This is a genomic window from Erwinia sp. 2186 (genome assembly GCF_057812255.1).
The window spans coordinates 4,715,658-4,728,144 of sequence record NZ_CM173824.1 but is presented as its reverse complement, the minus strand read 5'-3'; the positions used below and the strand labels follow the sequence as shown (position 1 = coordinate 4,728,144).

At 53.5% G+C, this 12,487-nt stretch carries 9 protein-coding genes, 2 tRNA genes, 1 rRNA gene and 1 riboswitch; of the genes, 9 read left to right on the top strand and 3 right to left on the bottom strand.

Going from position 1 to position 12,487, the window contains the following annotated elements; genetic code table 11:
- Positions 1 to 50 precede the first annotated feature (50 nt).
- Positions 51 to 1,424, top strand: coding sequence for an argininosuccinate lyase (gene argH / locus ACXKZG_RS22010; RefSeq protein ID WP_013200210.1), 1,374 nt, complete (start codon positions 51 to 53; stop codon positions 1,422 to 1,424).
- A 141-nt stretch (positions 1,425 to 1,565) separates the two neighbouring features.
- On the opposite strand, the gene ACXKZG_RS22005 is transcribed toward argH, so the two are convergent.
- Entirely contained in the window at positions 1,566 to 2,297 is a 732-nt protein-coding gene (locus tag ACXKZG_RS22005; protein WP_488875469.1) for a redoxin family protein, read from the bottom strand.
- 135 nt (positions 2,298 to 2,432) lie between these two features.
- Between ACXKZG_RS22005 and oxyR the strand changes: the two genes are divergently transcribed.
- Entirely contained in the window at positions 2,433 to 3,350 is a 918-nt protein-coding gene (gene oxyR, locus ACXKZG_RS22000) for a DNA-binding transcriptional regulator OxyR (protein WP_013200212.1), read from the top strand.
- Here oxyR and sthA read toward each other — a convergent pair.
- Positions 3,333 to 4,733 carry a Si-specific NAD(P)(+) transhydrogenase gene (sthA, locus tag ACXKZG_RS21995; RefSeq protein ID WP_013200213.1) on the bottom strand — a complete coding sequence of 467 codons (1,401 nt, stop codon included), beginning with the start codon at positions 4,731 to 4,733 and terminating at the stop codon, positions 3,333 to 3,335. The two genes, oxyR and sthA, sit on opposite strands and share 18 nt — an antisense overlap.
- Before the next feature lie 202 nt (positions 4,734 to 4,935).
- Between sthA and fabR the strand changes: the two genes are divergently transcribed.
- A complete protein-coding gene (gene fabR, locus ACXKZG_RS21990) occupies positions 4,936 to 5,577 on the top strand; it encodes an HTH-type transcriptional repressor FabR (protein ID WP_041692180.1) in 642 nt (213 codons plus the stop codon).
- An 11-nt stretch (positions 5,578 to 5,588) separates the two neighbouring features.
- Positions 5,589 to 5,945 carry a YijD family membrane protein gene (locus ACXKZG_RS21985; protein ID WP_013200215.1) on the top strand — a complete coding sequence of 119 codons (357 nt, stop codon included), beginning with the start codon at positions 5,589 to 5,591 and terminating at the stop codon, positions 5,943 to 5,945.
- 27 nt (positions 5,946 to 5,972) lie between these two features.
- On the opposite strand, the gene trmA is transcribed toward ACXKZG_RS21985, so the two are convergent.
- Complete coding sequence (gene trmA, locus ACXKZG_RS21980; RefSeq protein ID WP_134823171.1) at positions 5,973 to 7,073, bottom strand: tRNA (uridine(54)-C5)-methyltransferase TrmA; 1,101 nt, start codon at positions 7,071 to 7,073, stop codon at positions 5,973 to 5,975.
- 124 nt (positions 7,074 to 7,197) lie between these two features.
- Positions 7,198 to 7,377, top strand: a riboswitch (cobalamin riboswitch).
- A gap of 72 nt (positions 7,378 to 7,449) precedes the next feature.
- Between trmA and btuB the strand changes: the two genes are divergently transcribed.
- The 5 genes from btuB (at position 7,450) to ACXKZG_RS21955 (ending at position 12,420) form a co-directional block, all read left to right on the top strand.
- A complete protein-coding gene (btuB, locus tag ACXKZG_RS21975) occupies positions 7,450 to 9,324 on the top strand; it encodes a TonB-dependent vitamin B12 receptor BtuB (protein ID WP_471720742.1) in 1,875 nt (624 codons plus the stop codon).
- Positions 9,269 to 10,120, top strand: a complete 852-nt coding sequence (gene murI / locus ACXKZG_RS21970) for a glutamate racemase (RefSeq protein ID WP_488875468.1) — start codon at positions 9,269 to 9,271, stop codon at positions 10,118 to 10,120. The genes btuB and murI overlap by 56 nt, the downstream gene beginning before the upstream one ends.
- Before the next feature lie 376 nt (positions 10,121 to 10,496).
- Positions 10,497 to 12,037 (top strand): 16S ribosomal RNA (locus tag ACXKZG_RS21965).
- 75 nt (positions 12,038 to 12,112) lie between these two features.
- A tRNA-Ile gene (locus ACXKZG_RS21960) sits at positions 12,113 to 12,189 on the top strand.
- 155 nt (positions 12,190 to 12,344) lie between these two features.
- Positions 12,345 to 12,420: transfer RNA gene (locus ACXKZG_RS21955), tRNA-Ala, on the top strand.
- Positions 12,421 to 12,487 lie beyond the last annotated feature (67 nt).

The window sequence follows — 12,487 nt, the reverse complement described above, 5'->3', positions numbered from 1 at the left end:
GCGCCCCGCTGAAAATTTACTCTCACCAAACGAATTAATGGAGCACTGACATGGCACTTTGGGGTGGACGGTTTACTCAGGCAGCAGATCAACGTTTCAAACAGTTTAATGACTCGCTGCGCTTCGACTATCGTCTGGCAGAGCAGGATATTGTCGGATCCGTTGCCTGGTCCAAAGCGCTGGTGACGGTCAATGTTCTGACAGCAGAAGAGCAGCAGCAGCTGGAAAGCGCGCTGACGGTATTGCTGGAAGAGGTGCGTGCCAATCCGCAGCAAATCCTTGAAAGCGATGCAGAAGATATTCACAGCTATGTTGAGGGACGCCTGATCGAGAAGGTCGGCGCGCTTGGCAAAAAGCTCCATACCGGACGCAGCCGTAATGACCAGGTGGCGACCGATCTGAAATTGTGGTGTAAAGCGCAGGTCAGCGAATTGCTGATCGCTTCCCGCCAGTTGCAGCAGGCGCTGGTGGCCACTGCGGAAGCAAACCAGGATGCGGTGATGCCGGGTTACACCCACCTGCAACGCGCTCAGCCGGTGACCTTTGCGCACTGGTGCCTGGCGTATGTGGAAATGCTGGCGCGTGATGAAAGCCGCCTGCAGGATACGCTGAAGCGCCTGGATGTCAGCCCGTTAGGCTGTGGCGCATTAGCCGGAACCGCGTACGAAATCGATCGTGAGCAGCTGGCCGGCTGGTTGGGCTTTGCGTCCGCCACCCGTAACAGTCTGGACACGGTGTCTGACCGCGATCACGTGCTGGAACTGCTGTCCAATGCCTCGATCGGCATGGTGCACCTGTCGCGTTTCGCAGAAGACCTGATCTTCTTTAACACCGGTGAAGCGGGCTTTGTAGAGCTATCCGACCGCGTGACCTCCGGTTCTTCTCTGATGCCTCAGAAGAAAAACCCGGATGCGCTGGAGCTGATCCGTGGCAAATGTGGCCGTGTACAGGGCGCACTGACCGGCATGATGATGACATTGAAAGGTCTGCCGCTTGCTTACAACAAAGACATGCAGGAAGACAAAGAAGGCCTGTTTGACGCGCTGGATACCTGGTCAGACTGCCTGCATATGGCGGCGCTGGTGCTGGATGGTATTCAGGTGAAGCGTCCGCGTTGTCAGGAAGCGGCAGAACAGGGTTACGCTAACTCAACCGAACTGGCGGATTATCTGGTCAGCAAAGGCGTGCCGTTCCGTGAAGCTCACCATGTTGTCGGTGAAGTGGTGGTGGCGGCGATTGCTAAAGGCGTGGCGCTGGAAGCCCTGCCGCTGACGGAATTGCAGGCTTACAGCAGCGTGATTGCCGAAGATGTCTATCCGTTCCTGTCACTGCAATCCTGCCTGGACAAACGTAATGCGAAGGGCGGCGTTTCTCCTCATCAGGTGTCGCTGGCGATAACTGATGCGAAAAATCGTCTGATTTAAGGTGCGTCAGAGCGGGAAGCGTTTTCCTTCTCGCGAAAAAAAGGCGGACCAGGGGTCCGCCAAATAAGATTCGACTTTATTATACGTTCTCGGCACATAAGAGAACGGGTCATGCAGGCATCACCCGTTCTGCTCAGGTTCTCAGGCTACAAAAAACTTTTCCAGATCGTCGCTGCCACCAATGTGGCGTCCACCGATAAAGACCTGTGGCACCGTTGCTCGGCCCGTTACGGCGCGAAGGCTGACGGTTGTCGCGTCCTGCCCCAGCACAATCTCCTCGTACTGAATACCGCGATCCTGCAGCATCTGTTTGGCCTTAGCGCAGAATGAACAGCCTGGCTTGGTGAACAGCGAGACGGACTCCTGCACCTTAAACTCCGGTGCCAGATAGCGCAGCATGGTGTCAGCATCAGACACTTCAAACGGGTCGCCCGGCTTGTTGGGTTCAACGAACATTTTTTCTACCACGGCGTTGCGCACCAGCATGGAGTAACGCCATGAACGTGGGCCAAAGCCGAGGTCGGCTTTCTCAACCAGCATCTCCATGCCACGGGTAAAATCACCGTTGCCATCGGGAATAAACGTAATGTTCGAGGCGTGCTGATCGGCTTTCCAGGCATTCATCACAAAGGTGTCATTTACCGACACGCAGAGAATGCTATCAACGCCGTGCTTTTTAAAGACGTCAGACAGTTCGTTGTAACGTGGTAAATGGCTGGAAGAGCAGGTTGGGGTAAAGGCACCCGGCAGCGAAAACAGAATGACGGTTTTATCTTTGAACAGCTCATCAGTAGTAACATCTACCCAGTTATCGCCCTGACGAGTATGAAAAGTGACCTGCGGGACTGACTTACCTTCCTGACTAACAAACATAAATACCCTCTGTAATTTCTTAAAAATTGATTTATCTCGCGAACGGGGGACATTATTGCCATCTGCGCTTGATAGGGATAATCGTTGATTGCTATCCTATCTATCGCCACGGACTATCGTGGCCCGGAGGATAAAATGAATATTCGTGATCTTGAATACCTGGTAGCGTTGGCCGAACATCGTCATTTTCGACGTGCAGCAGATTCCTGCCATGTCAGCCAACCCACCCTGAGCGGCCAGATCCGCAAGCTTGAAGATGAGCTTGGCGTGATGTTACTCGAGCGAACCAGTCGTAAGGTACTGTTTACCCAGGCTGGACTGTTGCTGGTCGATCAGGCGCGTACGGTTTTACGTGAAGTGAAAGTGCTAAAGGAGATGGCCAGCCAGCAAGGCGAAGAGATGTCCGGGCCAATGCATATCGGGCTGATACCAACTGTCGGGCCGTATTTGTTGCCGCAGATCGTCCCCAACCTGCATAAAACCTTCCCTAAGCTGGAAATGTACCTGCACGAAGCGCAGACCCAGCAGTTGCTGGCTCAGCTGGATAGCGGGAAGCTGGATTGTGCCATTCTGGCGCTGGTGAAAGAGTCGGAAGCCTTTATTGAGGTGCCGTTGTTTGACGAGCCGATGAAGCTGGCGATTTATCAGGATCACCCGTGGCGCGATCGCGATCGTGTACCGATGTCCGATTTGGCCGGTGAAAAGCTGTTGATGCTGGAAGACGGGCACTGCTTACGCGATCAGGCAATGGGATTCTGCTTCCAGGCAGGCGCAGATGAAGATACGCACTTCCGTGCGACCAGTCTGGAGACGTTGCGCAATATGGTGGCAGCAGGCAGCGGCATCACGCTGTTACCGGCGTTAGCCGTACCGAAAGAACGCGTGCGCGACGGGGTTTGCTATCTGCCGTGCTACAAACCTGTCCCGCAGCGTACTATCGCGCTGGTTTATCGCCCGGGATCGCCACTGCGCGGCCGCTATGAGCAGCTGGCAGAGGCAATCAAGGTCCATATGCAAAACTATATGGGCCCGGCGTTAAAACAGGCGGTTTAAACCGTTTAATGCCGCCACGCGGTAGGCTTCGGCCATGGTGGGATAGTTGAAGGTGGTATTCACGAAGTACTCGATCGTGTTGCCGCCGTTCTTCTGTTCCATGATGGCCTGGCCGATATGAATGATCTCCGCAGCACGCTCACCAAAGCAGTGGATGCCAAGGATCTCTTTGGTTTCGCGGTGGAAGAGAATTTTCAGGCTCCCGACATTCATCCCGACAATCTGCGCACGCGCCAGATGCTTAAACTGCGCACGACCGACTTCGTATGGCACCTTCATCGCCGTCAGCTGCTGTTCCGTTTTGCCGACAGAGCTGATCTCAGGGATGGTATAAATCCCGGTAGGGATGTCTTCAATCAGGTGGGCATTGGCTTCACCTTTAATCAGCGCCTGTGCCGCAATACGGCCCTGATCGTAAGCCGCAGAGGCCAGACTTGGGTAGCCAATCACATCACCCACCGCGTAAATATGCGGTTGAGCGGTCTGATACATGCTGTTCACTTTCAGCAATCCACGGCCGTCCGCTTCCAGACCCACATTTTCCAGCGACAGCGAATCGGTGTTACCGGTACGTCCGTTGGCGTAAAGCAGGCAGTCAGCTTTCACTTTCTTGCCTGACTTGAGGTGCATAATCACCCCGTCACTGACGCCTTCAATCTTCTCGAACTCTTCGTTATGGCGAATAACCACGCCGCTGTTCCAGAAGTGGTAGGAAAGTGAATCCGAAATTTCCTGATCGAGGAACGCCAGCAGGTGGTCGCGAGTGTTAATCAAATCGACCTTCACGTTCAGGCCACGGAAGATTGAGGCGTACTCACAGCCAATCACCCCAGCGCCATAAATAATGACGTGGCCGGGTTCATGGTGCAGGTTCAGAATGGAGTCGCTGTCGTAAACGCGAGGATGGGTAAAGTCGACGTCTGCAGGATGGTAAGGGCGTGAACCGCAGGCGATGACAAATTTCTCTGCCGTCAGGCGCTCCAGGCTACCGTCGTGGGACGCAATTTCAATGGTGTTGGCATCGATAAAGCGTGCATCACCCTGATACAGTTCGCAGCGGTTACGTTCATAGAACCCCTGGCGCATACGGGTTTGCTGGCTAATCACGTTTTCAGTGTGGTTAAGGATGTCGGCAAACGAGGAGCGCAACAGACGGGTCTGATCGCTGTAAAGCGGGTTCTGGTTGAACTCGATAATACGGCTGACTGCATGACGCAGTGCTTTAGATGGAATGGTTCCCCAATGCGTACAGCCGCCACCGATGTTGTGATAGCGCTCGATAACGGCGATGCGGGCACCCTGTTTCAGCAGGCCCATCGCGGCTCCCTCACCGCCAGGACCTGAACCAATCACAATGGCGTCGTAATCATAAGACTGTTGCATACCAATACGTCCTATTTTTTTATACAATTTTTCAACGAGATTCTAACATCCCGATGACCACTTCCCAATTCTAACCGACTTTTTTGCCATCATTTGTCAAAGCGTGGGGTTAACAGGCGCTCACAAACTAGATGCCACTGTACGCTGAAATTTTTGTTATAGTGCCGATCAGCTAAGTAAAACAGGCACAAACATGACTACCATGGGCGTCAGAGCACAGCAGAAAGAACGGACAAGACGTTCGCTGATTGAAGCGGCATTTAGTCAACTAAGTGCCGAGCGGAGTTTTGCCAGCCTGAGTCTGAGAGAAGTCGCCAGGGAAGCGGGGATCGCACCGACGTCATTCTATCGTCATTTCCGTGATGTAGATGAGTTAGGGCTAACCATGGTAGATGAAAGTGGTCTGATGCTACGCCAGCTGATGCGCCAGGCGCGTCAACGCATCGCCAAAGGGGGCAGCGTCATTCGCACCTCGGTCTCCACGTTTATGGAGTTTATTGGCAACAATCCCAACGCATTCCGCCTGTTGCTGCGGGAACGTTCCGGGACTTCGGCGGCGTTTCGTGCCGCGGTGGCCCGGGAAATTCAGCATTTTATCGCCGAACTGGCGGACTACCTTGAGATTGAAAACCGCATGCCGCGCAGCTTCACTGAAGCGCAGGCGGAAGCCATGGTCATTATCGTGTTTAACGCCGGTGCAGAAGCGCTGGATATCGATATCGATCAGCGCCGTCAGCTGGAAGAACGGCTGGTGTTGCAGCTGCGGATGATTTCGAAAGGGGCTTATTACTGGTATCGTCGTGAACAGGAGAGGCTGGCGGTAACGCTGGAATCCCATGACTAAAGGAAAGTGACATGAGTTTAGCGCCTGGCCGTGACAGAGGTACGCTGTTGCTGGCATTTCTTACCGGTTTGTCGATCAACGGGACGTTTTCGGTGTTATTCAGTTCCCTTGTGCCGTTCTCAATTTTTCCGCTTATCGCGCTTGGCCTGGCGGCCTGGTGCCTGCATCAACGCTATCTTAACCGCTCAATGCCGGATGGCATGCCTTCACTGGCCGCCGCTTTTTTTCTGCTTGGTATCCTGCTTTACAGCGCCATTGTGCGCGCGGAATACCCGGAAATCGGCTCTAACTTTATCCCGACCATCCTGATGGTAGCGCTGGTGTTCTGGATTGGGCTGAAGCTGCGTACGCGCAAAAGCCAGGAGTAAAATGGGCGACTGAGGTCGCCCAACCTTTTAGCGTCGGGTCAGCAGAACGCCGCACTCCATATGGTGGGTATACGGGAACTGATCGAACAGCGCCAGCTTCTCAACCGTGTGCGTTTCTGACAGTGTGGCCAGGTTTTCGCACAGCGTTTGCGGGTTGCAGGAGATATAAAGGATGCGCGGGTAAGCCTGCACCATTTTCACCGTATCGGCATCCAGCCCACTGCGCGGCGGATCGACGAAGATCGTCTCGCACTGATAGCTCTGCAAATCGATGCCTTCCAGACGCCTGAACTGGCGCTTCCCTTTCATTGCTTCGGTAAACTCTTCCGCTGACATGCGGATGATCTGCACGTTATCAATATTGTTCACCGCAATATTGTACTGAGCTGAGGCCACCGACGGTTTCGCGATTTCAGTCGCCAGCACGCGGTTAAAGTTGCGGGCCAGCGCCAGCGAGAAATTGCCGTTACCGCAATACAGCTCCAGCAAATCCCCGGATGAATCTTTGGTGACTTCCAGCGCCCACTCCAGCATCTGAATATTCATCGCCGCATTCGGCTGGGTGAAGCTGTTTTCGACCTGACGATAGATAATGTCTTTTCCGGCAACCGGTAAACACTCATCAACGTAATCGCGATCCAGGCAGATTTTGGTCTTGGTGGCGCGACCAATCAGCTGTACGTCAAAGCCTTCTGCCCGCAGCGCATCCCGCAGGGCTTCCGCTTCCTGCTGCCACTCTTCGGTCAGAGCACGGTGATACAGCATTGAAACCACGATCTGGTTGCTCAGCGTGGACAGATAATCGACCTGGAAAAGCTTGTGGCGCAGCGTTTTGTTATCGCGAACGGCGGCAATCAGGCGTGGCATCAGCGCATTGATTAACTGGCTGGCCGCCGGGAAGCTGTCAACCCGAATCCGCTCGCGGGTCTGTTGATCAAAGATGATGTGATACAGGTCATCCCCTTCATGCCAGAGACGAAACTCCGCGCGCATACGGTAATGGCTGACCGGTGAACGAAATACGTCAACTTCCGGAGCCGCAAACGGGGTCATCAACGTCTGCAGACGGGTAACCTTTTCCTCAAGTTGGGCATCATAGTGTTCAATGGGCAGCTGTTCGGGCGTCATGCGTTTTCCTGGGTTGAAGGGCTTTTATTGCCGGGCGATTGTAGGCATCTGGCACTCAATGTCCAGTATTGTGCAGTTTCGCTGGGTTTTGGATGTCTGGATATCTGGACTTCTCTCATTGTTGAACATAAGATGCGATTTCCGGCCTTTCAAACAGTTAAAAGGGAATCCAGTACCAAGCTGGAGCTGACGCGCAGCGGTAGGGAATGTCTTGGCGAACGTAATTCAGACACTGTCTCCGGATGGGAAGTCTTCGCCATTTATGATTCCGAGCCCGAAGACCTGCCGGTATTACGTCGCAATTCCTGTGACCATCGCGTGCTATCGGTCGCAGGCCTGCGGCATCCTGCATGAATTTATGGATGCTTTGTCAAAAATGATAATTAATAAAACCCCACTGTTGGCTTTTAGCGCAACGGCGATTTCCCTCTGGGCGCAAAATGGCTTTGCACAGGATGCGGATAATACGCTGGTCACCACGGCGAATCGCTTTGCGCAGCCTGTTTCTTCGGTATTAGCCCCGACTACGGTTGTCACCCGGGAAGAAATTGACCGTTGGCAGTCCAAAAGCGTCGCGGATGTGATGCGTCGTCTGCCCGGTGTTGATATCGCGCAGTCCGGGGGCCTGGGACAGCAGAGCTCGTTGTTTATCCGTGGTACCGAATCCCGCCATGTGCTGGTGCTGATTGATGGTGTCCGTCTGAACCAGGCCGGTATCAGCGGCTCTTCCGACCTCAGCCAGATCCCCATTTCACTTGTCCAGCGTATTGAATACGTCCGTGGCGCGCGTTCTGCCGTATACGGCTCAGATGCCATTGGCGGTGTGGTTAACATTATCACCGGCCGCAGCAAACCAGGTACGACGCTTACCGCCGGCGTCGGCTCGAATGGCTATCAGTCTTATGATGGTTCGACTCAGCAGATGCTTGGACCAAACACCCGGGTGACCCTGGCAGGTAACTATACCTATACCAAGGGTTATGACGTGGTTGCCAACTATCCTGACGTCTACGGGGACCCGGCACAGAAAGATCGTGATGGATTTATGAGTAAATCCCTCTACGGCTCGGTAGAACAACAGTTTAGTGACGAGCTGAGCGGTTTTGTGCGTGGCTATGGCTACGACAACCGCACCGCGTACGATAGCAGCCTCAGTTATAACGTTCCCGGCGCACTGGTTGATACCCGTCAGCTTTACAGCCAGACGTGGGATACCGGGCTGCGCTTTAACCGTGACATCTATTCCACTCAGCTGATTGCCAGCTACAGCCATACCAAGGATTACAATTACGATCCGCGTCTGGGACGTTATGCCGATCCCGCCACGCTGGATGATGTTGAGCAGTACAACCTGCAATGGGGTAACACCGTTGCTGTCGGTTACGGCACCGTCAGCGCCGGCGTGGACTGGCAGAAGCAAACGTCAGAGCCGAACACCAGTACTGTTACTGAAGGGCAGGAACAACGTAACACCGGCGTGTATGCCACGGCACAACAAAAGCTGGGCAGCGTCACGCTGGAAGGGGCAGTTCGTGGCGATGACAACAATACCTTCGGCTGGCATAACACCTGGCAAACCAGTGCCGCGTGGGAGTTTGTTGATGGTTACAGCGTCTTCGCCTCTTACGGTACCGCGTTTAAGGCACCAAATCTGAGCCAGTTATACAGTGGAGTCTATGGTAACCGCGATCTGGACCCGGAAAAAAGCAAGCAGTGGGAAGGAGGCTTCGAAGGGCTGACCGGTCCGGTTAACTGGCGCCTGTCGGGTTATCGCAACGACATTGATAACCTGATTGACAGCGATCCAACCACGTTCCGTTATTACAATATCGATAAAGCCACTATTAAAGGTGTAGAGGCTACCGCGTCATTCGATACCGGCCCACTGAGCCATACCGTTTCTTATGACTATGTGGATCCGCGTGACGGCAATACCAACGAAATCCTTGTTCGTCGTGCTAAGCAGCAGGTTAAGTACCAGCTGGATTACACGATTTATGATTTTGACTGGTCACTCAGCTATCAATACCTGGGCGAGCGTTACGATAAGGACTTCAATACCTCTTATACTACCCGCACCGTCAAACTGGGTGGCGTGAGCCTGTGGGATCTCGCCGTTTCGTATCCGGTCACGTCTCAGCTGACCGTTCGTGGTAGAATAGCCAACCTGTTCGATAAAGATTACGAGACAGTTTATGGCTATCAAACTCCAGGAAGGGAGTATTACCTCAGCGGCAGCTACACCTTCTAAAGAGCGTCCTACCGTGCTGGTTTTTGACTCCGGCGTCGGTGGGCTTTCAGTCTATGAAGAGCTCCGGCAGCTGATGCCGGATCTCCACTACGTTTATGCCTTCGATAACGTGGCCTTTCCTTATGGTGAAAAGTCAGAAGAGTTCATCGTTCATCGCGTTGTCGATATCGTCGAGGCTGTCACCCGTCGCTACCCGCTGGCGTTAGTGGTGATAGCCTGTAACTCTGCCAGTACCGTTACCCTCCCAGCACTTCGTGCCCGTTTTGACTTCCCTGTTGTTGGCGTTGTGCCCGCGATTAAACCGGCTGCCCGCTTGACCCGTAATGGCATCGTCGGATTACTGGCGACGCGAGGTACGGTTAAGCGTCCTTATACTCACGAGCTGGTGGCGCGTTTTGCCAGTGAATGTAAAACGGAAATGTTGGGATCGGCAGAGCTGGTTGAGCTGGCTGAAGCGAAGCTGCAAGGCAAGCCCGTTCCGCTGGAAGAGGTTCGCCGCATTTTGCAGCCGTGGCTGCGAATGAAAGAACCGCCGGATACCGTCGTGCTGGGCTGTACCCACTTTCCTCTGTTAAATGAGGAGTTACAGCAGGTATTGCCGGAAGGGACGCGTTTAGTGGATTCAGGCGCGGCGATAGCGCGTCGTACGGCCTGGTTATTAGAAAATGAATCCCCTGCAGCTTTTTCTGCCGACAGCAATATCGCTTTCTGCACGGACATCACCGAGCAGGCAGTACAATTAATGCCCGTTTTGAAGCGTTATGGCTTCGAAAAGCTCGAAAAACTGGCACTTTAGTCGGTTTGTGAGTGAAAAATAATCGGTTGAAAAGTTTTTTGCATTTAGCGCTTGTCAGACTCCAGAAAATCCCTATACTGCGCCTCCACTGACACGGAACAACGACTTACAGGTCGCCGGGTCAGGAAGAGAAAAGTGAGAAAATTCCTTGACTCTTCAGCGGGAAAGCGTAATATCTGCACCCCGCGCCACACGAGATTATGTGGCACTGCTCTTTAACAATTTATCAGACAATCTGTGTGGGCACTCGCAGGATTGATATCAGCGCCGCAAGGCGCAAAAAAAATATCAAGCCTTAAGAGTGAACACATAATGAAATTCATTATGACGTTTTACACTTGAGCACCGCTGAACTTGTTTCAGCAAATCGAACTTTTAATTGAAGAGTTTGATCATGGCTCAGATTGAACGCTGGCGGCAGGCCTAACACATGCAAGTCGAACGGTAGCACAGAGAGCTTGCTCTCGGGTGACGAGTGGCGGACGGGTGAGTAATGTCTGGGAAACTGCCTGATGGAGGGGGATAACTACTGGAAACGGTAGCTAATACCGCATAACGTCTTCGGACCAAAGTGGGGGACCTTCGGGCCTCACACCATCGGATGTGCCCAGATGGGATTAGCTAGTAGGTGGGGTAATGGCTCACCTAGGCGACGATCCCTAGCTGGTCTGAGAGGATGACCAGCCACACTGGAACTGAGACACGGTCCAGACTCCTACGGGAGGCAGCAGTGGGGAATATTGCACAATGGGCGCAAGCCTGATGCAGCCATGCCGCGTGTATGAAGAAGGCCTTCGGGTTGTAAAGTACTTTCAGCGGGGAGGAAGGCGATAAGGTTAATAACCTTGTCGATTGACGTTACCCGCAGAAGAAGCACCGGCTAACTCCGTGCCAGCAGCCGCGGTAATACGGAGGGTGCAAGCGTTAATCGGAATTACTGGGCGTAAAGCGCACGCAGGCGGTCTGTCAAGTCAGATGTGAAATCCCCGGGCTTAACCTGGGAACTGCATTTGAAACTGGCAGGCTAGAGTCTTGTAGAGGGGGGTAGAATTCCAGGTGTAGCGGTGAAATGCGTAGAGATCTGGAGGAATACCGGTGGCGAAGGCGGCCCCCTGGACAAAGACTGACGCTCAGGTGCGAAAGCGTGGGGAGCAAACAGGATTAGATACCCTGGTAGTCCACGCCGTAAACGATGTCGACTTGGAGGTTGTGCCCTTGAGGCGTGGCTTCCGGAGCTAACGCGTTAAGTCGACCGCCTGGGGAGTACGGCCGCAAGGTTAAAACTCAAATGAATTGACGGGGGCCCGCACAAGCGGTGGAGCATGTGGTTTAATTCGATGCAACGCGAAGAACCTTACCTGGCCTTGACATCCACGGAATTCGGCAGAGATGCCTTAGTGCCTTCGGGAACCGTGAGACAGGTGCTGCATGGCTGTCGTCAGCTCGTGTTGTGAAATGTTGGGTTAAGTCCCGCAACGAGCGCAACCCTTATCCTTTGTTGCCAGCGAGTAATGTCGGGAACTCAAAGGAGACTGCCGGTGACAAACCGGAGGAAGGTGGGGATGACGTCAAGTCATCATGGCCCTTACGGCCAGGGCTACACACGTGCTACAATGGCGCATACAAAGAGAAGCGAACTCGCGAGAGCAAGCGGACCTCACAAAGTGCGTCGTAGTCCGGATCGGAGTCTGCAACTCGACTCCGTGAAGTCGGAATCGCTAGTAATCGTAGATCAGAATGCTACGGTGAATACGTTCCCGGGCCTTGTACACACCGCCCGTCACACCATGGGAGTGGGTTGCAAAAGAAGTAGGTAGCTTAACCTTCGGGAGGGCGCTTACCACTTTGTGATTCATGACTGGGGTGAAGTCGTAACAAGGTAACCGTAGGGGAACCTGCGGTTGGATCACCTCCTTACCTGAAGATACTCTCCCGCGTAGTGTCCACAACAGATTGTCTGATAGAAAAGTAACGAGCAGAAAAAACCTCTACAGGCTTGTAGCTCAGGTGGTTAGAGCGCACCCCTGATAAGGGTGAGGTCGGTGGTTCAAGTCCACTCAGGCCTACCAAATTTTCACTCATGCTGCGTTATGTTTCCGGCTTGCATAGTGAACTATGCGGCGCGAAAACATGCCTTGCCTGAGCAAAAATTAACATTTGTCGCCTGACGGTGGCTGATGAACTCACGTTGAGTGGTAGTAGATGGTCTCTGCAGTAACTGTATGGGGCTATAGCTCAGCTGGGAGAGCGCCTGCCTTGCACGCAGGAGGTCAGCGGTTCGATCCCGCTTAGCTCCACCATGCAGTTTTCTGACAATACTTCAGAGCGTACCGGCAACGGTGTGCTGCGAAGTATTATGCTCTTTAA